Origin of the sequence: Pseudomonas sp. CM27, from assembly GCF_013179515.1 — a bacterium.
Taxonomy (GTDB): Bacteria; Pseudomonadota; Gammaproteobacteria; order Pseudomonadales; family Pseudomonadaceae; genus Aquipseudomonas.
In genome coordinates this window covers 2,522-23,018 of record NZ_JABMCN010000075.1, presented here as the reverse complement: position 1 = coordinate 23,018, position 20,497 = coordinate 2,522, and the positions used below count along the sequence as shown (strand labels likewise).

The following is a 20,497-nucleotide window of genomic DNA, read 5'->3' as shown; positions in this document are numbered from 1 at the left end:
GGCGGCAGCAACGATTACCAGGTCAACCTGTTCAACCTCGGCGCCATCTACGACTTCAAGAACGGCCACCAGGTCTGGACCAACTACGGCGAAGGCTTCGACCTGCCGGACCCGGCCAAGTACTACGGCAAGCCAGGCTTGAGCGTGGCCGACAACCCGCTGACCGGCATCAAGAATCGCCAGGTGGAACTGGGCTGGCGCTATGCTGACCTGGACTGGGATGCCCAGGCGGCGCTGTACTACATCTGGTCGGACAAGATCATCAACGTCGATTCGCAGACCCTGACCATCAACGTGGAAGAGCAGAAAAGCCGCGACTTCGGCTTTGAAGGGGCGCTGACCCGGCATTTCCAGACCGGTTGGGAAGCCGGTGGCACGCTGCACCTGACCCGCTCCGAGGAAGAGGCTGTGGATGGCGGCTGGATCAAGCGTGACGCCCGCTATGCGTCGCTGTCCAAAGCCACCGCGTTCGTCGGCTGGAAGGGCGATGGCCGCAGCGCGCGGCTGCAGGCCAACCACGCATTCAGCCTGAAGGACGATGCCGACCACGAGATCGACGGCTATACCACCTTCGACCTGCTGGCCAGCCAGGACACCGGCTTCGGCACCCTCAGCGCCGGCGTCCAGAACCTGCTGGACAAGCAATACAGCACGGTCTGGGGGCAGCGCGCGACGCTGTTCTATGCCCCGACATATGGGCCGGCGTACCTGTATGACTACCAAGGCCGCGGGCGTACCTACACGCTGACCTGGAGCATGGCTTACTGATGGTTGCTGCCTGACCCGGCCACTGGCGCCGTCACTGTGGGAGCAACTGTCTCGCGCAAAATTTTTGAAGCGTGCGCGATCCCTGTGGGAGCGGGTTTACCCGCGAAGAGGCCGGTTCAGGCAAACGCTGCCAGCAAATCCTGCGCAAACGCCTGTTGCGCTTCGCCGACCACCTGCGCCCGGTGCCGGGCGAGGGTGAACGGCACGACAAAGTCCAGTCCCGCATCCAGCGCCCACAACAGCCCGTCGGCCACCCACGCGCGTGCGCAATGACACGGCAGATAGCCGATATGCCGCCCCGACAGAATCAACGTCAGCACGCTCTCGATCTGTTCCGCCACCGCCATGCTGCGCCGGCTCTGGAACGGCTCGCCGCTTTTCAGAAACCGGTAGGGATGGCGCACCTGGTCGAGCTCCAGCAAGCGCTCAAGCTCAACGTCCGCCTCGCCAAACAGCACGTGCCCCTTGCCGCAAAACAGCCGCTGCCGCTCCTCGAACAGCGGCTGGTAGTCGAAGGCGGCCTGGCTGCCGGAAAAGTAGCTGATGGCGTAATCCAGCCGCTGCTCCAGCAGTAGTCGCTCCAGCTCCGCCGGCGGTGCACTGATCAGCTCCAGCTGCACCGACTCTTGCCGCGAGCGAAACGCGGCAATGGCCGCTGCCAGCTTCAGGCTCACCGTCTTGTCCTGGCTTTCCGCCATGCCGATACGCACGGTCCCCAGCAACCGCCCGGCAGCACCATTGGCCTGCTGGCGAAACTGCTCGATGTTCAGCAGCAGCGCGCGGGCCGCGTCCAGCAACAGCCCGCCTTTTTCCGTCAGGCGAAACCCGCCCTTGCCGCGGCTGCACAGGCGGTAGCCCAGGCGCGCCTCCAGCTGTGCCATGCGCTGGCTGATGGTGGGCTGGGCAAGGCCCAGCACACCTTGCGCAGCGCTGAAGCCACCGGCCTCGACTACAGTGACGAACAGCCGCAGCAGGTGCAGGTCGGGATCGTGCACTTGTCCGAGCATTACATTGCTCCTGATGAATGTCAGCTTTGCAAACTTGCCATTCCTGCAATGTAACCCGGCTGGCATGCTGGCGGCATCCACCCATTTGCCGAGGTGTCCGTCATGCGTCTATCGTTGTGCCTGTTGTCCCTGGTCCTGGCCTTGCCGCTGCAAGCCGAAGAAAAGGTCGTCAACCTCTACAGCTGGGCCGACTATGTCGCCCCGCAAACCCTGCAGCAGTTCGAACGGGAAACCGGTTACAAGGTGCGCTACGACACCTTCGATACCACCGAAGTGCTGGAAACCAAGCTGCTGACGGGCGGCAGTGGCTACGACGTGGTGGTGCCGTCATCGACCGTGCTGGCCCGGGCGCTCAAGGCCAATGCCCTGCAGCCGCTGGACGCCCAGGGCATGCCTGGCTACGCCAACCTCGACAAGGATTTGCTAGCCAAGCTGGCCGAGGCCGACCCGGGCAACCGCCATGCGGTGCCGTACACCTGGGGTACCCTGGGCCTGGGGGTGAATGTGGAGGCGGTGCGCCAGCGCCTGGGCGATGTGCCGCTGGACAGCCTTGACCTGTTGTTCAAGCCTGAGTACGCCAGCCGCTTGAAGGACTGCGGCATCGCCATGCCCGACTCGCCACAGGAGGTGATCGGGGTGGCCCTGAATTACCTGGGCAAGGATCCTTACAGCCAGGACAAGGACGACCTGGCCGCAGCGCAGAACCTGCTGAACCAGTTGCAGCCGTCGATCAGCTACGTCGCCAACGGCCGGCAGATCAGCGACCTGGCCAACGGCAGCGTGTGCCTGGCGCTGACCTACAACGGCGATGCCGCGATGGCCGCCGACCAGGCGCGCCGGGCCGGCAAGCCGTTCGATCTGATCTATCGCATCCCCCGCGAGGGTACGCTGGTGTGGCAGGACAACCTGGTCATCCCCAAGGACGCCCCGCACCCCGAAGCGGCGCGGGCATTCATCGCCTTCATGCTCAAGCCCGAATCGGTGGCGGCGCTGACCAACACGCTGTTCTTCGCCAATGCCAACCAGGCGGCCACACCGTTGGTGGACGAGGCGGTACGCAATGACCCGGACATCTACCCGCCTGCCGAGGTACGTCAGCGGCTGTACGCCGACCGCAGCATGGCCCTGGCCGACCTGCGTCAGCGCAACCGCCTGTGGACCGCCTTCCGCAGCCGTCAGTAACCCATAACGACAAAGGAGCCCGACCGTGGAGCAAGCCGCAAACAACGACCAGGCCATGACCCGCGACAGCCTGTATGGCACCGCCGCAGAAAGTACCTACGCCGGCATTACCAGTTTCGCCCGCCGCCGCTACAGCCGCGACCTGCGCGGCGTCGATGTGGTGGTCAGCGGTGTGCCGTTCGATACCGCCACCAGCAACCGCCCCGGCGCGCGCTTCGGCCCGCGGGCGATCCGCGCGGCCTCGGTGCAGCAGGCCTGGGCCCGCCACTGGCCGTGGGCGTTCGACCCCTTCGACCACCTGGCGGTGATCGACTACGGCGACTGCGCCTTCGACAGCGGCACCCCGCAGTCGGTGCCGGACAGCATCGAGGCACACGCCACGCACATACTGGAGGCGGGTTGCGCGATGCTCACCCTGGGCGGCGACCACTTCATCAGCTACCCGTTGCTCAAGGCCCACGCCCGCCGCCATGGCCCGCTGGCGCTGATCCACTTCGATGCCCACAGCGACACCTGGCCGGACGAGGAGGGCAAGCGCATCGATCACGGCACGATGTTCTGGCATGCCGCCCGCGAAGGCCTGGTGGACCCGGCCTGCTCGGTGCAGATCGGCCTGCGCACCACCAACGACGACAGCCAGGGCTTCGCCATCCTCGACGCCCGCCAGGTGCACCGCCAGGGCACCGAGGCGGTAATCGCAGCGATTCGCCAGCGGGTGGGTGAGCGGCCGGTGTACCTGACGTTCGATATCGACTGCCTCGACCCCGCCTATGCGCCTGGCACCGGCACACCAGTATGCGGCGGGCTGAGCACGTTGCAGGCGCTGGAGATCCTCGGCGGGCTGCGTGGCATCAACCTGGTGGGCATGGACCTGGTGGAGGTGGCGCCAGCCTATGACCATGCCGATATCACTGCGCTGGCCGGGGCGACCCTGGCGATGGAGATGCTGTGCCTGTACGCGGCGCGGCACAAGGTGGACAAAGCTCGGTAACCTGCGCCCCAACGTCGAGGCGGCGGCGTGTTCATGCAGCCGCCGCCTTGTGTCGCGACGGGCTTCACAGCGGCCCCCTGGGCCCATACTGAAACATCAGGAATTATCTCCACGCGCATTCACACTTTTGCCGCGAACCCTTCGCGCCTTAGGCTATCAAACCCACCAGGCGCGGCATTTTCGTACAGGAGGTGAAGCATGACCCGGACACTGCCCATCCTGGCCCTCGGCCTGGCCTTGTGCCTGCCCGCGCAAGCTGCTTTCGCTCAACCGTTGCAGCTCGCTGCCGACCGGAACAACCCCTACAACAGCCCGATCCAGCGCGCCAACCCCAACAGCCGCCAGGGCAGCATGCCGGCCACGCCGCCAGTGCGCGGCCCGTCCACCGACCCCTACCAGCGCCCGCCGACCCTGGACAACCGCGGTATCGGCAACGGCGACAACCTGCGTCGCCAGCAGCAAACCCCGAACCTGGAACCGACCCGGCCACCGCGTGACAACCCGCGTGCGCCGTGACCTCTGTACGAAAGGAATCCTGCATGCTCCGAGCACACTGGCTAGCCACCCTGACCGCCGCCGTCCTCATGCCCGTGCTGGCACAGGCGGCATCCGAGCAAAAGTTTCGCAGTGAACAAGGCACGTTGACCGTCAGCACGGTGGCCGACGGCTTGCGCAACCCCTGGGCGCTGGCGTTCCTGCCCGGTGGCAAGGACATGCTGGTCACCGAGCGCATGGGCAACCTGCGGGTGGTCAACGCCGAGGGCAAGGTCGGCCCGCCGATCAGCGGCGTACCCAAGGTCTGGGCCGAGGGGCAAGGTGGCCTGTTGGATGTGCTGCTGTCGCCGGCGTTTGCCAAGGATCGCACGGTTTACCTGTCGTATGCAGAGGAAGGCAGTGACGGCAAGGCCGGCACAGCGGTTGGCCGTGGCCAGTTGTCCGAAGACCGCGCCCGGCTGGAGAACTTCACGGTGATCTTCCGTCAGCAGCCCAAGCTTTCGGTGGGCAACCACTTCGGTTCGCGCCTGGTGTTCGACCGCGACGGCTACCTGTTCATTGCCCTGGGCGAGAACAACCAGCGCCCCACCGCCCAGGACCTGGACAAGCTGCAGGGCAAGATCGTGCGCATTCTCCCGGACGGTGAAGTGCCCAAGGACAACCCGTTCGTCGGCAGGGACAAGGTGCGGCCGGAAATCTGGTCGTTCGGCCACCGCAACCAGCAAGGCGCTGCGCTGAACCCCTGGACCGGCAAGCTCTGGACCCACGAGCACGGCCCGCGTGGCGGTGACGAAATCAACATCCCCGAGCCCGGCAAGAACTACGGCTGGCCCATTGCGACCCATGGCATCAACTACTCGATGCTGCCCATCCCCGAAGCCAAGGGCAAGCATGTGGACGGCATGGTCGAACCGCACCATGTATGGGAAAAATCACCGGGCATCAGTGGCATGGCGTTCTATGACAGCCCGACATTCAAAGCCTGGGACCACAACCTGTTCATTGGCGCGCTGGCGAGCCAGGAGCTGATTCGTTTGCAGCTGGAGGGTGACAAAGTGGTGCATGAGGAGCGCCTGCTGGGCGACCTGAAGGCACGTATTCGCGATGTGCGGGTGGGGCCGGACGGTTTTTTGTATGTGCTGACCGATGACAAGGACGGCGCGCTGCTGAAGGTTGGATTGGGCGAGGGCTGAGGTGATGTGGGGGATCGCATCGGGCTGATAGGTGATTGCCGCTAGATATGCATCGTCTGTGAGATCGAGCGCCGCCCGCGCGGCGCTCGATCTCACAGGCGCTGAATATATTGTGGCAAACACCTGCCAGCCCTGACGCAACCCCCATGCTCTGCTTGCCGGCAATAAGCCCGGTGCAGATAATGACGCATGTCTATCGACCCCCAATCCTTGTATCAACAAGCCCTTACCACCCAAGGCTATGCCGCCGACCCCGCGCAAGCTTGTGCTGTCGAGGCCTTGCAAGCCTGCTTCCAGGCCATCGAACAGGCCTGCCCCACCCAGGGCATCTACCTTTGGGGCCCGGTCGGCCGTGGCAAGACCTGGCTGATGGACCAATTCCACCGCTGCTTGCGCGTGCCGAGCCGGCGCCAGCACTTTCACCACTTCATGGCCTGGGTGCACCAGCGCCTGTTCCAGCTCAACGGCACCGCCGACCCGTTGCTGGCCCTGGCCCGGGAACTGGCGGGCGAGATCCGCGTGCTGTGCTTCGATGAGCTGTTCGTCAACGATATCGGCGACGCGATCATTCTCGGCCGCCTGTTCCAGGTGCTGTTCGACCAGGGCGTGGTGACCGTGGCCACCTCCAACCAGCCACCCGAGCTGCTTTACCGCGACGGCTTCAACCGCGATCGGTTCCTGCCCGCCATTGCTGCCATCCAGCGGCACATGCAGGTGCTGCCCGTAGCGGGTGAACAGGACCATCGCCTGCACCCTGGCGCCGAGCGGCAACGCTATTGGGTACAGCAAGCGGGGCAGCCCAGCCCGCTTGGCGAGGTGTTTGCCCAGCTCAGCCCGGACCACACTGGCACTGCTGAGCCGTTGCTCATCGGTTCCAGGCAGGTGCAGGTAGTGCGGCGCAGTGAACAGGCGATCTGGTGCCGTTTCACCGACCTGTGCGAGCAACCCCTCGCCGCCATGGAGTTCATGGCCTTGTGCGACCGTTTCCCTGCGATCCTGGTATCCGGCATTCCTGCACTGGGTGGCGAGCAGCGCGCCGGGCGCATCGCTCGCGGTACCGAGGATGGTGCAGCCAGGGTAGTGGCGGGTGATCGCCAACTACCTGCACTGTCACCCAAGGACGATGCGGTGCGCCGTTTCATTGCCCTGGTCGACGAATGCTATGACCGCCGGGTGGCGCTGTACCTTGAGGCGCAGGTGCCGCTCGATGACCTCTACACTCAAGGGTATCTGGCGTTCCCGTACCAACGGACCCTGAGCCGGCTACGGGAGATGCAACTGCAACGCTTCGCCTGAAAAGGAGCCAAGCCATGGAGCCGTTGTCGCATCACCTGCTGACCCAGGCCTACAACAATGGCTGGGCCAACCACCGTCTGTACAAGGCCTGCCTGCAACTTACCCAGGACGAATTCGTCGCGCCGCGCTGCAGCTTCTTCCCTTCGATCAAGGCCACTCTCAATCACCTGCTGACGGTGGACTGGTTCTATCTGCACATGCTGGAGTGTGAGCAGCGGGGGGAGCAGCCTGATACGGACAGCGAGCGCTTTTTTGACCCCGAGCAACCGTTTGCCACCAGTACACGGCTGCATGCCGAGCAAACTCAGGCCGATCACCGGCTGATTGCCTATTGCCGTGGGCTGCGCGATGGTGAGCTGGGGCGCTATGTGAGCATCGTGCGACCCGAGCGGGTGCAGCGCGAGCAGCGGCTGCGGTTGCTGGCGCACCTGTTCGAGCACCAGGTGCATCACCGAGGGCAGGTGCATGCGATGCTGAGCGACACGGCGGTGAGGCCGCCTCAGCTGGATGAGTTTTTCTGCGAGGAAGAAGCGGGGTTGCGGGCGCTTGATTTTGCCGAGCTGGGCTGGACGGAGCAGCAGGTCTGGAAAGTGTAGCGATTCCTGTGGGAGCAACTGCCGTGCTCAAAATCTGGAAGCTGGCGCGTACCCTGTGAGGGCGGGTTTACCCGCGAAGAATCCCACACGGTCATGGCACCGGCTTTGCCGGTGTTCGCGGGCAAGCCCGCGCCAACAGGGATCGCGCACGCTTGCTCAGTTGCCCAGCCACTCGACCAGCGTGCGGTTGAACCTTACCGGCTCTTCGATCTGCGGCGCATGCCCCATGCCTTCGAAGGTGATCAGCTCGCCCTTGGGAATCATCTTGGCCACCTGCGGCCCGAGCACCGCATAGTTGCCCAGCCGGGCCTTGACCTCCGGCGGGGCGATGTCGCTGCCGATGGCCGTACTGTCCTTGTCGCCGATCAGCAACAGGGTCGGCATCTGCAGGTCCTTGAACTCGTGGTACACCGGCTGGGTGAAGATCATGTCGTAGATCAGCGCCGAGTTCCACGCCACCGCTTCATGCCCCGGCCCTTGGTTCAGGCCCACCAGCATTTGTACCCAGCGCTCGTACTCCGGCTTCCAGCGCCCGGCGTAATAGGTCTTGCGCTCATACTCGCGCACGCCTTCGGCGCTCAGCTTGAGCTCACGGGCGTACCACTGGTCCACACTGCGGTAGGGCACGCCTAGGGCTTTCCAGTCTTCCAGGCCGATGGGGTTGACCATCGCCAGGCGCTCCACCTGCTGCGGGTACATCAACGCGTAGCGGGTGGCGAGCATGCCGCCGGTAGAGTGGCCAAGCACAATGGTTTGCCTGACGCCCAGGTGTTCCAGCAGGGCATGGGTGTTGTCTGCCAGTTGCTGGAAGCTGTATTGGTAATACGCCGGCTTGCTGGAGGTGCAGAACCCGATCTGGTCCGGGGCGATGACCCGGTAGCCTGCTTTGCTCAGGGCGTCGACGGTGGTTTCCCAGGTCGCGGCACAGAAGTTCTTGCCATGCATCAGCACCACGCTGCGGCCGTTGGCCTGGCCTTGGGCGGGCACGTCCATGTAGCCCATCTGCAGGGCCTGGCCCTGGGACTTGAAGTCGAAATGCTTGAGCGGGTGCGGGTAGCTGAAGCCTTCGAGCTGGGGGCCGTAGGTGGCCGACTCGGCGGCGATGGCCGGGCTGCCGGCGAGGCAGGCCAGGACCAGGGCGGTTGCGCGCAGCATGGGGGAACTCCGTGTAGGACCATGTAGGAAACGGCGACTTTACCAGCCACTGGACCACGCGGAGCGTGAAAGGTGTTACCAGGCGTGATGCCAGCCCAGGGTGATCATCGCCAGTACCGCATAGCGGCCCGCCTTGGCCAGGGTCACCAGCAGCAGAAAGCGCCAGAACGGTTCACGCATGATCCCGGCGATCAAGGTCAGCGGGTCGCCGATCACCGGCATCCAGCTGAGCAGCAGCGACCACTGCCCCCAGCGCTGGTAGCGCTGCTGTGCACGTTCCAGTTGCGCGGCGCTGAACGGGAACCAGCGCTTGTCACGCAGGTGCTCGATGGCCCGGCCCAGCAGCCAGTTGACCACCGAGCCCAGCACATTGCCCAGGGTTGCCACCAGCAGCAGGGCTGCCCAGGCTTCAGGCTGGCGCAGCAGCAGGCCGACCAGCACGGCTTCCGATTGCAGCGGCAGCAGCGTGGCGGCGCCGAAGGCGCTGAGGAACAGCGCCCACAGGCTGAGCATCAGTAGTTGGCGACCACGGTGTCCTGGCCATCCTCAGTCACGCCGATAACCTGATAGGCGTCTTTGTGATCACCCATTTCCATCCCGGGCGAGCCCATGGGCATGCCCGGTACGGCCAGGCCCTTGAGGTCGCTGCGCTTGGCCAGCAGGCGCACTTGCTCGGCGGGCACGTGACCTTCGACGAACTTGCCGTCGATCACACCGGTGTGGCACGACGACAGGCGCGGCGCCACGCCCAGGCGTTGCTTGACCGCGCTCATGTTCGGCTCGACGTGGTCGTTGACGGTAAACCCGTTGTCGCGCAGGTGGCTGATCCAGGCCTTGCAGCAGCCGCAGTTGGGGTCGCGGTAGACATCGATGGTCTCGGCGGCCTGGGCCAGGCCGGTGACAGCCAGCAGGCCGAGGGTCAGCAGGTGTTTGCGCAGCATGGTGAAGCACTCCTTTAGAAACGCAGGCGAATACCGGCGACCAGGCGGGTCTGGCCAAGGTCCTCGCCGTCTTCGCGGGCCTGGTCGGCACGGTTACCGTGCAGGCGATTGAAACTGACCCCCAGATAGGGCGCAAAGCCGCGGGTGACCTCGTAGCGCAGGCGCAGGCCGACCTCACTGTCGGCCAGCCCCGCGCCTTGCTCGCGCCCGGCATCGTTGCGGCCGTAGAGGTTGGCTTCCAGGGTCGGTTCCAGTATCCAGCGGTTGGTCAGCAGCATAGCGTAAGCGGCTTCCAGGCGCAGCGCGGTCTGTTGCCGCTCGCCAGCGTAGGCGGTGGCTTGGAGCTCCAGGCCATACAGCGGCGTGCCCTGGATGCCGAAGCCGGCCCAGGTTTGGCCACTGGCGGGCTTTAAGTCCTGGCGCACGCCCGCCACCAGCTCCCACCACGGGCTGACGGCATGCCCCCACAGTGCCTGCAGCTCGGCCTTGTGGGTCTTGCCCTGCTCGCGTTCGCCTTCGCTGCGTAGCCACAGCCGGTCGATATCGCCGCCGACCCAGGCCGTGGCATTCCAGTTCAGGGCATGGCTGTTTTCGAAGTTCTGGTATTCGAGCTTGTCCACGGTCACTGCCCAGTTCATTGCCCGGTTGTGTACCTGATGCCCAGGCAGCAGCGGGAAGGCGGCACGGCGGTCGGCGTCGGTGAGGGCGGGCAGGGGCGTGCGTGGCCGGACGGGGGGTACTGGCGCATGGCCCATGCTTTGATGGTTCATCTGGCCATGATTCATGTGCTGCATGCCGGCGGCCAGTGCGCGTTCGCTGGCCAACAGGGCCAGCAGCGTCGCGCCTGCCACAAGGCTGCGGTTGCGGGTGTCATTCATCGACGCGTACCTCGCGGAACATGCCGGTCTCCATGTGGTAGAGCAGGTGGCAGTGATAGGCCCAGCGGCCCAGGGCATCGGCGCTCACCCGGTACGAGCGGCGGCTGCCAGGCGGGATGTCGATGGTGTGCTTGCGCACCAGGAACTGCCCATGTTCGTCCTCCAGGTCGCTCCACATGCCGTGCAGGTGGATGGGGTGGGTCATCATGGTGTCGTTGACCAGGGTGATGCGTACCCGCTCGCCGTAGGTCAGGCGCAGCGGCTCGGCATCGCTGAACTTGATGCCGTCGAACGACCAGGCGAACCGCTCCATGTGGCCGGTCAGGTGCAGCTCGATGTCGCGGGAGGGGGCGCGGCCGTCCGGGTCGGGGTAGGGGCTGCGCAGGTCGGCGTAGGTCAGCACCCGGCGGCCATTGTTGCGCAGGCCGATGCCCGGGTCGGCCAGGTTGGGGCGCGGGGCCATGGTCTGCATGTCCACCAGCGGGTTGCCGGTTTCGCTGGCAGGGTGTTGCTGCATCGCCGGCATGGCCGCGTGGTCCATGCCGGCCATGTTGCTATGGTCCATGCCTGCCATGCCGCCGTGGCCCATGTCGTCCATGCTCAGCACCGGCCGTGGGTCAGGTACAGGCACGGCTGCCTGCAACCCGGCAGTGCGGGCCAGGGTGCCACGGGCGAAGCCGGTGCGGTCCATGCTCTGGGCGAACAAGGTATAGGCGGGCAGGTCGCCCACGGTCACCAGCACGTCGTAGGTCTCGGCCACGGCAATGCGCAGCTCATCCACGCTCACCGGCGTCACCGGCAGGCCGTCGGCAGCGATCACCGTCAGTTTCAGCCCCGGGATACGGAAGTCGAAGTAGGTCATGGCCGAGGCATTGATCAGCCGCAGGCGCACGGTTTCGCCCGGCTGGAACAGGCAGGTGAAGTTGCCCTCCGGCGGCTGGCCGTTGAGCAGGTAGGTATAGGTGGCGGCGCTGATATCGGCCAGGTCGGTGGGGCTCATGCGCATGCGCGCCCAGGCCGTGCGCTCGGCAACGGTCTGCCGCCAGCCGTCGTCGGCCACCTCATCGATGAAATCGCCGACCGTGCGCTTGTGGTAGTTGTACGCATCGGACTGTTTCTTCAGCGTGGCCATCAGCTGCTCCGGCGCCTGGTCCGACCAGTCGCTGAACAGCAGCACATGGTCGCGCTGGTAGCGGTGTGGTTCAGGTTCGCGCGGCTCGATGACAATCGCCCCGTAGACCCCGGCCTGCTCCTGCAGCGCTGAATGGCTGTGGTACCAGTAGGTGCCGCTCTGGCGCAGGGTGAACTGGTACAAGTAGTCGCCGCCGGGTTCGATGCCGGCAAAACTCAGGCCAGGTACGCCGTCCATGTTGGCCGGCAGGATGATGCCGTGCCAGTGGATCGAGGTGTCCTGCGCCAGGCGGTTGCGCACACGCAGAGTCACGCTGTCGCCTTCACGCCAGCGCAGCAGCGGGCCGGGCAGGCTGTTGTTGATGGTCAGTGCGGTGCGCGGGCGACCGGTGATGTTCACCGGTGTCAGGCCGATGAACAACTCGAAGTGCTGGCCGGCTGCGGCCTGGGCCAGCGGGCGCCACAGCCCCAGGCCCGTCAGCGTGGTGGCGGCGCCCAGGCCTTTGACAAAAGTACGGCGGGAGGGGTTGCGCAACATGGCGTAGCCTCATGCGGGTGAGCCGCGATGTTCGCCGCTGGCGCCTGTCAGGCAGCTGAGGTGCACATTACAGCGTTGTCAGCTGGCGGCTTCGCTGGCACCGATGTCGCGCATCAGCAGGGCGTACTCCAGGGCAACCTGCTCGGGGATCGGCAGGTACACCACATGGCCGTCACCTGGCGCCACCTCGATGGCCTGCTGCTGGCGGTTGCACAGGCGGTGCAGGTCGAAGTGGTAGTTGCCGCGCGGGGTCATCAGCTCCAGATGGTCACCCACGGCGAAGCGGTTCTTGACCTTGACTTCGGCCAGGCCATCGATGCGCACACCGGTGAGTTCGCCGACGAACTGCTGGCGCTCGGAGACCGAGTTGCCACGCTGGTAGTTCTGATATTCGTCGTGCACATGGCGACGCAGGAAGCCCTCGGTGTAGCCACGCTGCGCCAGGGACTCGAGGTTGTCCATCAACCCGCGGTCGAACGGCCGCCCGGCTGCGGCGTCGTCGATGGCCTGGCGGTACGACTGCACCGCACGGGCACAGTAGAAGTGCGACTTGGTGCGCCCTTCGATCTTCAGCGAGTGCACGCCCATGGCGGCAAGGCGCTCGACGTGCTGGATGGCGCGCAGGTCCTTGGCGTTCATGATGTAGGTGCCGTGTTCATCCTCGAACGCCGGCATTTCAGTGCCAGGGCGGTTGCTTTCCTGCAGCAGGAAAGCCTGCCCTGTGGGGGCGCCTGAGCCCAGGGTGGGCTGCACTTCGCGCACGATGTCGCCGCTGGCATTTTCGCTGGCGGGCATGGCGTCGTACTTCCAGCGGCAGGCGTTGGTGCAGCTGCCCTGGTTGGCATCGCGTCTGTTGAGGTAGCCCGACAGCAGGCAGCGGCCGGAATAGGCCATGCACAGGGCACCGTGGACGAACACTTCAAGCTCCATGTCCGGAACCTGCTGACGGATTTCCCCGATTTCTTCGAGCGACAGTTCGCGCGACAGGATCACCCGGCTCAGGCCAAGCTGCTGCCAGAACTGCACGCTGGCCCAGTTGACCGTATTGGCCTGCACCGACAGATGCACCGGCATCTGCGGGAAGTGCTGGCGCACCAGCATGATCAGCCCGGGGTCGGACATGATCAACGCGTCTGGCGCCATTTCGACCACCGGCGCCAGGTCCTTGAGGAAGGTCTTGAGCTTGGCATTGTGCGGGGCGATGTTGACCACTACATAAAATCGCTTGCCCAGGGCATGCGCTTCGTCGATGCCCTGGGCCAGGTTGGCGTGGTCGAATTCGTTGTTGCGCACCCGCAAACTGTAGCGCGGCTGGCCGGCATAGACCGCATCGGCGCCGTAGGCAAAGGCGTAGCGCATGCTCTTGAGGGTGCCGGCGGGGGCCAGCAGTTCGGGCTTGGCAGTAGGGGTCATGTGCGCACCGGGGCAAAAGGCCCGGATGCTAGGGCCGACAGAAAACCCGCGTATTGATTTGCATCAAGGGAGTGGCGGCACTTTTACCCAAGCGGCAGGCACTAATATCCCAGAAGCCATTCGAGGATGTGAAATGAACGAAACCGCACTGCAGAACAAGGCCCTGGCGGTGCTCCTGGCGCTGGTGACGATTGCCTTCGTCTGGATTCTGCTGCCGTATTACGGTGCGATCTTCTGGGCGGTGATACTTGGCATCCTGTTTGCCCCGCTGCAGCGGCATCTGCTGATCCGTTTCGGCCGCCGACGCAACCTCGCCGCCGCCACCACCATGCTGGTGTGCCTGCTGGTGGCGATCCTGCCGGTGATCATCACCAGCGCGCTGCTGGTACAGGAGGGCGCCACGCTGTACCAGCGCATCGAGAGCGGGGAACTGGACATTGCCGGCTTTGTCGAGCGCGGCAAGGACATGCTCCCGGCGTTTGCCCAGCATGGCCTGGACAACATGGGCATGGGCAACCTGGACGGGCTGCGCGACAAGATCACCAAGTGGGCCACCCAGGGCAGCCAGGTGCTGGCCAGCCAGGCGTTCAACTTTGGCCAGGGCACGTTCGAGTTCCTGATCAGTTTCGGCATCATGATGTACCTGTTGTTCTTCTTCCTGCGTGAAGGCGCCGAGGTTGCCCGACGGGTACGCTTGGCGGTGCCGCTGCCCGAGCACCAGAAACGGCGCTTGCAGTTGAAGTTCAACCGCGTGGTGCGGGCCACGGTGAAAGGCAACGTGCTGGTGGCCATCACCCAGGGGGCGCTGGGCGGCTTCATTTTCTGGGTGCTGGATATCCCCAGTGCGCTGGTGTGGGCGGTGCTGATGGCCTTTCTGTCGCTGCTGCCGGCGGTGGGCGCGGGTATCGTGTGGGCACCGGTGGCCGCGTACTTTCTGTTGACCGGGGCGATACTGCCGGGGGTGATCCTGTCCGCGTTCGGGGTGCTGGTGATCGGCCTGGTGGATAACCTCTTGCGGCCGATCCTGGTGGGCAAGGACACGCGCATGCCAGACTATCTCATCCTGGTGTCGACGCTGGGCGGGCTGGCGGTATTCGGGCTTAACGGCTTTGTGATCGGGCCGTTGATCGCGGCGCTGTTCGTGTCCAGCTGGGCGATCTTTGCGGCGAGTAAACCGCAGGTGCAGTTGCCGCAGTAGGGGGTTGCCTTGGTATTTTCAGCGCCTGTGAGACCGAGCGCCGCGAGGGGCGGCGCTCGGTCTCACAGGCGGTGTAGATATTGTAGCGAACCTGGCTAGCTCAAAAGGCCTGTGGCATCTCACCCCTGCCCAGGCGCCGGTTGATGTCGGCGACCACTTCGGGTAGTTCGTTGATGGTGTCGATCAGGTAGTGCGGGCGCGAGCCGGCGAACAGCGTATGGATGCGCTTGCGCTCGCTTTCCAGCTGCTCGGCACTCAGCGCCCGATAGCTTTCCCAGCTCAGCCCCAGGGCGTTGCCCGAGCACACCAGGGCCACGGTCCACATACCCGCCCGGCGGCCTTCGAGAATGCCCGGCACGGTGTCGTCAACCTTCACGCAGGCCGCTACATCGTCAATTCCCAGGGCAATCACGTTGGCCAGGGCCTGGGCCGGCCACGGGCGACCATTCGGGGTTTCATCGGTGGCCACCACATGGTCGGCCACATAACCGTTCTGCGCCGCCAGCGCCACCACCTTGTCCATCACCACCTTGGGGTAGCCGGAGCACGAACCGATCTTCAGGCCGCCCTGGCGCAGCCCGGTGAGGGTGTCCAGCGCGCCGGGGATCAGCGCCGAGTGCACGGCGATCTTCTCGATCTGCAGGGGCATGAAGCGGTTGTAGAGGGCGGTGACGTCATCGTCCGTGGGGGTGCGGCCGAACACCTTGCGGTAGCGCTCGGCAATTTCCGGCACGTCGCACAGGGTGCGAATGTGGTCCCACTTGCCCATGCCCATCGGGCCTCGGGCCTCTTCGATGGACACCTGCACATCGAACTCGGCAAACGCCTCGACAAATATCTGCGTCGGGGCGAAGGAGCCGAAGTCGACCACGGTGCCAGCCCAGTCGAGGATGGCGGCTTGCAGCTGGGTAGGGTTGCTGTAGTTCATGTGCGCTAATTCCTGAATTCGGGTGGGCGGAGGGTCAGATGTCCAGCACTTCCATTTCCCGCAGCACCTCGGCCACGGCATTGACGGCGGCTTGCATGCCGTCCGGCCCGACCACGCCGATGCAGCCGACGCGGAAGGTTTCGACCTGGGTCAGCTTGCCCGGGTAGAGGATGAAGCCTTTGGCCTTGACCCGTTCGTAGAAGTCCTTGAACTGGTAGCGGGCATTGTTCGGCGCGTGGAAGGTAACGATGATCGGCGCCTGGATTCCGGCTGGCAGGAAGCTGTGCAGGCCGATGGCGGCCATGCCGTCGAGCAGGGTCTTGCAGTTGTCGGCGTAGCGCTGGTAGCGCGCCGGCAGCCCGCCTTCTTCGTTGTACTGCTGCAGCGCTTCGTGCAAGGCGGCGACCACATGTGTGGGCGGGGTGAAGCGCCATTGGCCGGTCCTGGCCATGTAGGCGTGCTGGTCGTGCAGGTCCATGGCCAGCGAGTGGGCGTTGCCTTCGGCGGCGGCCAGTGCGGTTTTTTCGGCGAAGACGAAGCCCATGCCCGGCACGCCTTCCAGGCATTTGCCGGAAGCGGCGATCAGTGCCTCGAAGGGGATTTCCCGGGCATCGATCGGCAACGCGCCGAAGGAGCTCATGGCGTCGATGATCAGGCGCTTGCCGTGGTATTTGATCACCTGGGCGATTTCCGCCAGCGGGTTGAGAATGCCGGTACTGGTTTCGCAGTGGATCAGCGCCACATGGCTGATGGTCGGGTCGGCGGTCAGCAGGCGGTCGACATCGGCAGCGGTGGTTGGCTGGTCTTCGGCGGTTTCGAAGGTGGTGTAGCTGCGGCCCAGCACTTTGCAGATCTTCGCCAGGCGCTGGCCGTAAGCACCGTTGATCAGCACCAGGACCTTGCCATCGCGTGGCACCAGGGTGCCGATGGCGGCTTCCACTGCAAAGGTGCCGCTGCCCTGCAGGGGCACGCAGTGATGGCTGGCGCTGCCGTCGATGATCGCCAGCAGCTGTTCGCAAACGCTGGCGGTCAGTTGGTTGAAGTCACGGTCCCAGGAGCCCCAGTCCACCAGCATGGCCTGGCGGGTGCGGATCGATGTGGTCAGAGGGCCGGGGGTCAGCAGGATCGGGGCGTTGCTCATGCCGTTATTCCTCGCAAGCGGTGGGCTGAAACTACGAGGCCTAGGTTGCAATTCGCGCTGCCATCAATCAAATTGTTTGTTGTTATCTCAGCTATAAGTCAGGCCGATAGATATGAACCTGTTCCAGTTGCGCGCCTTCGATGCCGTTGCCCGCGAGGGCAGCTTTACCCGTGCAGCGCAGCGCTTGTTCATCAGCCAGCCGGCGGTGACCGGCCACGTCAAGGCGCTGGAAGAGCATTACCAGATCACCTTGCTGCGGCGCACCGCGCGGCGGGTGGAGTTGACTGAAGAGGGCACGCGGCTGGCGGCCATCACCCGCGCCATGTTTGGCCTGGCCGACGAGGCGCAGGCCATGCTCGAGGCCAACCGGCAGTTGCTCACCGGCCGCCTGGAAGTGGCAGCGGACGGCCCGCACCGGGTCATGCCGATGCTGGCGCAACTGCGTGAGCGTTACCCGGGCATTACCGTCAACCTGCGGCTGGGCAATGCCCAGGAAACCCTTGCTGCACTGCTCGGCGAGCATGCCGATGTGGCCGTGCTGACCGAAATCGAGCCGCGCAAGGGCCTGCACCTGCAAAACCTCTGCGAGTCGCGGCTGTGTGCGTTGCTGCCGGCCGGGCACGCCTGGGCTAGCGGAGCAGGGGACTTGCCGTTGGCCTCGCTGCATCAGCAGATCATGGTATTGCGAGAGCCGAGCTCCACCACCCGCCGCACCTTTGACAAGGCCTGCAGCCAGGCTGCGGTCCAGCCGCGGGTACTGCTGGAGCTCGACAGCCGTGAGGCGGTGACCGAAGCGGTGGCTTCCGAGCTTGGCATCGGCGTGGTGTCCTCCACTGAAGTTGCCCACGATCCAAGGGTGGTGGCGCGGCCACTGGCCGGCGAAGGCCTGGTCAACCAGCATCTGATTGGCTGCCTGGAGCGCCGCCGCGAATTGCGCCTGATCCAGGCGTTCCTCGGCTTGGCGGCCGGCGCATGAAGCATGACTGGTGTTTTTTCCAGTGCGGCTTAAGATGGCCGGCACAGAGCAGGCTGGGTGGCCAATGAGCGAGAAAGACACCATCTCCATGCAACTGGTGCGCGAGGCCCTGTTGCAGACTTGCCCGGCCGGGCAGCCCGACCATGCCCTGCTGGTGCGTGCCGGCATCGACAGTGCCCAACTCGACCTGCCCGAGGCGCGGGTCAGCGCCGAGGCTTATGCACGCCTGTGGCGCCTGCTGGCGCGCCGCTGCAACGACGAGTTCTTCGCCATGGACCCACGCGGCCTGCGCAGTGGCAGCCTGGCGTTCATGTGCCGGGCGAGCATGACGCAGCCGACGCTGGGGGATGGCCTGGACACCGCACTGGCATTTCTGTCGCTGATGCTGGAAGACCTGCAACCGGGCCTGGTGCGCCAGCAGGGGCTGGCCGAAATTGTCATCAACGAGCCACGTGACGCGCCGCGTCGGGCGTTCACCTATTTCACCTTCTGGATGATCGTGCACGGCGTGGCCTGTTGGCTGGCCGGCCGCCGTATCCCGATTCTGGCTATCGACCTGCGCTGCGCCGAGCCGCCGTTCTGTGACGACTACCGGGTGATGTTTTCGGAAAACCTGCAGTTCCAGCGACCGCGTACGCGCATGATCATCAGTGCCGACTGCCTCGACCTGCCGCTCAAGCGCACGCAGGCCGAGCTGCAGCGTTTTCTGGCTGAAGCACCGGGCAATATCCTGGTGAAATACCGTGATCCTGCCAGCCTGGGGCGGCGGATCCGTACCGACTTGCTGCACCTGTCACCTGGCCACTGGCCGGACGGTGACACGCTTGCACGGCAGTTGAACCTGTCGCCTTCCACCTTTCGCCGCCGCCTGGCGGAGGAAGGGCAGACTTATCAGGGCCTCAAGGACAGCGTTCGCCGTGAGCTGGCCATCGCCTGGCTGAGCCAGCCCGAGCCTGCCCTGGACGATATTGCAGTGGGCCTGGGGTTTGCTGACAGCAGCTCGTTCTACAAAGCGTTCCGCAAATGGTTTGCCTGTAATCCGGGCCACTACCGTGCCCTGATTCACAAGCGTGGTAGTGGTGGCTAGCCTGCGACACCTTCCCGCTGCCCTGATCCGTGAACAGCGCTCATGTTGACAAGCCGGTCACTAACCAGGATGTCGCCATGTCTCCAGCTGCCTCCCCCAGCAAGCTGCTTCACCCCGCTGAAGATTTTATCGCCCGGCAGTTGCCGGGTTGGCTGAAAGCCGCCACCCCTCAGCAACTTGCCAGGTTGCAGAGCTGCCTCAAGGCTCACCTGGCCAGCCAGAAGCAAATGGCAAGCGTTGCCAGTCGCCTGCTGCCGCTGGATGGTTTTGCCAGGCAACGGTTGGAAAGCGCGCTCAGCCAGGACAGCCAACTGCACCTGAAGGTCGATCTGGACAAGCTGGAGTGGCGCGAGGAGCGTGCGCGGCTGGAGGTCAGCCTGGGTGTGTTGCCCGATTACCAGTCGTACTTCGTACGAGTGCCAGCACTGCAGAAGCTCCTGCAGAACTTCAAGGCGGGTGAGTCCTTTTTCCAGGGGACCGCGCTGACTTGCCCGAAAGGCGAGCAGCCTGAGCAAGTGGTGAGCGGTGATGTGGACCGGCTTGTCAGCCTGTGCCGGCAGGTGGACGTGGGTGCAGCCTATCAACGACATCTGGGAGAGGTGATGAGCACCGGTTTCAGCCAGGCGCTGGCCAAGGACAAGCGCCTGGCGCTTGCAGTAGCGCTGGAAGTGGCCGCAATCAAAAAGCAACTCATGGCCAACGATGTGCACATGCTGCGCCAGCTCTGCAGGGGCCAGCAGCCCACGTTCGGGCACCCTCTGCAGCTGCGCGGTGGTACGCTGCAAGTGCTGGGTTGCCAGGTTGACGGTGCATTGGCTTTTGAGCTGATCGTGCCGGCACGCAGTCAGTCGACCTTCCCCTTTGGTGACCCTGAACGGTTGAAGCAAGTAGTGCTGTATCTGCCAGATGACCATGCGCAACCCCTGCGCGTATTTGCCAACTGGAACGAGGCGAACCATGTACTCGCCACTGGGTTGGCTGACAAGGCATACAGGGCAGCGTTCGCGCGCCGTATAGCCCTGAACGACCGAGCGCAATATGAACGTGGCCTGGCTAACCGTTTGCAGGATAAGCAGCCTGATCTGGAACCCCGCAGGGTGCGCGCCTCCGGCGATGTCTTTGCGTTGTCGGCAGCGTGGCACATACAGCGCGTCAAGGCCGATGCAGGCTTTCTCGCGGTTCCTACCTCGCAGGCTGATGGCAAGGCCTCGGCGCAGCGCTTACGCGATCTGGAAAGCACCGGGTTGGTGTTGCTCAACCTTGCAGGTCTGTTTGTGCCGGCCATTGGTGCACTGCTGTTGGCGGACCTTGGCAGGCACCTGCTCAGCGATGTCTTCGAAGGTGTACGTGATTGGCAGTCAGGTCATCAGCACGAAGCACTGCAGCATATGCTTCAGGTGGCAGTCAGCCTGGCCACCACCGGAGCGATTGTCATGGGCACGCATTTGGCCCGTAGCGCCTTTGTCGAGGCACTGGACCCTGTGACTACCGAAGATGGCCGGGCACGGCTGTGGCGCAACGACCTGCAACCCTATCAAGCTGACCCGTTACCCGCTGAGGTAGCTGAAACTGACAATGGCTTG

At 64.7% G+C, this 20,497-nt stretch carries 20 protein-coding genes; 11 read left to right on the top strand and 9 right to left on the bottom strand.

The genetic code is table 11. The features are described 5' to 3' along the window. On the top strand, positions 1-768 hold a 768-nt coding region (locus tag HP547_RS11885; RefSeq protein ID WP_172286375.1), incomplete at its 5' end, for a TonB-dependent receptor domain-containing protein. 116 nt (positions 769-884) lie between these two features. Here HP547_RS11885 and HP547_RS11880 read toward each other — a convergent pair. Beyond that, positions 885-1,775, bottom strand: a complete 891-nt coding sequence (locus HP547_RS11880) for a LysR family transcriptional regulator (RefSeq protein WP_172286374.1) — start codon at positions 1,773-1,775, stop codon at positions 885-887. 102 nt (positions 1,776-1,877) lie between these two features. Here HP547_RS11880 and HP547_RS11875 point away from each other — a divergent pair, with 102 nt between their 5' ends. The 6 genes from HP547_RS11875 (at position 1,878) to HP547_RS11850 (ending at position 7,528) form a co-directional block, all read left to right on the top strand. Continuing rightward, entirely contained in the window at positions 1,878-2,957 is a 1,080-nt protein-coding gene (locus tag HP547_RS11875; protein ID WP_172286373.1) for a polyamine ABC transporter substrate-binding protein, read from the top strand. A gap of 25 nt (positions 2,958-2,982) precedes the next feature. Then, positions 2,983-3,948 carry an agmatinase gene (gene speB, locus HP547_RS11870; protein WP_172286372.1) on the top strand — a complete coding sequence of 322 codons (966 nt, stop codon included), beginning with the start codon at positions 2,983-2,985 and terminating at the stop codon, positions 3,946-3,948. A 198-nt stretch (positions 3,949-4,146) separates the two neighbouring features. Next, complete coding sequence (locus tag HP547_RS11865) at positions 4,147-4,464, top strand: hypothetical protein (RefSeq protein WP_172218459.1); 318 nt, start codon at positions 4,147-4,149, stop codon at positions 4,462-4,464. A 23-nt stretch (positions 4,465-4,487) separates the two neighbouring features. Beyond that, positions 4,488-5,636 (top strand): PQQ-dependent sugar dehydrogenase, encoded by a 1,149-nt coding sequence (locus tag HP547_RS11860; RefSeq protein WP_172218457.1) that lies wholly within the window; start codon positions 4,488-4,490, stop codon positions 5,634-5,636. Between the two features lie 189 nt (positions 5,637-5,825). Further along, a complete protein-coding gene (gene zapE / locus HP547_RS11855) occupies positions 5,826-6,932 on the top strand; it encodes a cell division protein ZapE (protein ID WP_172286371.1) in 1,107 nt (368 codons plus the stop codon). A gap of 14 nt (positions 6,933-6,946) precedes the next feature. Continuing rightward, positions 6,947-7,528: a DinB family protein gene (locus HP547_RS11850; RefSeq protein ID WP_172286370.1), complete on the top strand. Its 582-nt coding sequence runs from the start codon at positions 6,947-6,949 to the stop codon at positions 7,526-7,528. Between the two features lie 156 nt (positions 7,529-7,684). Here HP547_RS11850 and HP547_RS11845 read toward each other — a convergent pair whose 3' ends face one another. The 6 genes from HP547_RS11845 to yegQ all read right to left on the bottom strand — a co-directional run bounded on the left by HP547_RS11845 (position 7,685) and on the right by yegQ (position 13,584). Next, on the bottom strand, positions 7,685-8,683 hold the full coding sequence (locus tag HP547_RS11845; protein ID WP_172218451.1) for an alpha/beta fold hydrolase: 999 nt from the start codon (positions 8,681-8,683) through the stop codon (positions 7,685-7,687). Positions 8,684-8,758: 75 nt separating this feature from the next. Continuing rightward, on the bottom strand, positions 8,759-9,196 hold the full coding sequence (locus HP547_RS11840; RefSeq protein ID WP_172218449.1) for a YqaA family protein: 438 nt from the start codon (positions 9,194-9,196) through the stop codon (positions 8,759-8,761). Next, positions 9,196-9,624 (bottom strand): DUF411 domain-containing protein, encoded by a 429-nt coding sequence (locus tag HP547_RS11835; protein WP_172286369.1) that lies wholly within the window; start codon positions 9,622-9,624, stop codon positions 9,196-9,198. The genes HP547_RS11840 and HP547_RS11835 overlap by 1 nt, the downstream gene beginning before the upstream one ends. Positions 9,625-9,638: 14 nt before the next feature. Continuing rightward, positions 9,639-10,502, bottom strand: a complete 864-nt coding sequence (locus tag HP547_RS11830; RefSeq protein WP_172286368.1) for a copper resistance protein B — start codon at positions 10,500-10,502, stop codon at positions 9,639-9,641. Continuing rightward, the gene (locus HP547_RS11825; protein ID WP_372242891.1) at positions 10,495-12,168 is read right to left on the bottom strand and encodes a copper resistance system multicopper oxidase; all 1,674 of its coding nucleotides are present in this window, start codon (positions 12,166-12,168) and stop codon (positions 10,495-10,497) included. Before HP547_RS11825 ends, HP547_RS11830 begins: the two co-directional genes overlap by 8 nt. An 81-nt stretch (positions 12,169-12,249) precedes the next feature. Then, positions 12,250-13,584: a tRNA 5-hydroxyuridine modification protein YegQ gene (gene yegQ / locus HP547_RS11820; RefSeq protein ID WP_172286366.1), complete on the bottom strand. Its 1,335-nt coding sequence runs from the start codon at positions 13,582-13,584 to the stop codon at positions 12,250-12,252. 133 nt (positions 13,585-13,717) lie between these two features. Here yegQ and HP547_RS11815 point away from each other — a divergent pair, with 133 nt between their 5' ends. Beyond that, a complete protein-coding gene (locus tag HP547_RS11815; RefSeq protein WP_172286365.1) occupies positions 13,718-14,782 on the top strand; it encodes an AI-2E family transporter in 1,065 nt (354 codons plus the stop codon). Positions 14,783-14,882: 100 nt separating this feature from the next. On the opposite strand, the gene phnX is transcribed toward HP547_RS11815, so the two are convergent. Continuing rightward, positions 14,883-15,710, bottom strand: coding sequence for a phosphonoacetaldehyde hydrolase (gene phnX / locus HP547_RS11810; protein WP_172228558.1), 828 nt, complete (start codon positions 15,708-15,710; stop codon positions 14,883-14,885). Between the two features lie 34 nt (positions 15,711-15,744). After that, positions 15,745-16,851 (bottom strand): 2-aminoethylphosphonate--pyruvate transaminase, encoded by a 1,107-nt coding sequence (locus HP547_RS11805; protein WP_172286364.1) that lies wholly within the window; start codon positions 16,849-16,851, stop codon positions 15,745-15,747. A gap of 112 nt (positions 16,852-16,963) precedes the next feature. On the opposite strand from HP547_RS11805, the gene HP547_RS11800 reads away from it, so the two are divergent. The 3 genes from HP547_RS11800 to HP547_RS11790 all read left to right on the top strand — a co-directional run. Then, the gene (locus HP547_RS11800; protein WP_172228562.1) at positions 16,964-17,827 is read left to right on the top strand and encodes a LysR substrate-binding domain-containing protein; all 864 of its coding nucleotides are present in this window, start codon (positions 16,964-16,966) and stop codon (positions 17,825-17,827) included. Between the two features lie 64 nt (positions 17,828-17,891). Continuing rightward, complete coding sequence (locus HP547_RS11795; protein WP_172286363.1) at positions 17,892-18,914, top strand: AraC family transcriptional regulator; 1,023 nt, start codon at positions 17,892-17,894, stop codon at positions 18,912-18,914. Positions 18,915-18,991: 77 nt separating this feature from the next. Continuing rightward, on the top strand, positions 18,992-20,497 hold a 1,506-nt coding region (locus HP547_RS11790; RefSeq protein WP_372242890.1), incomplete at its 3' end, for a dermonecrotic toxin domain-containing protein.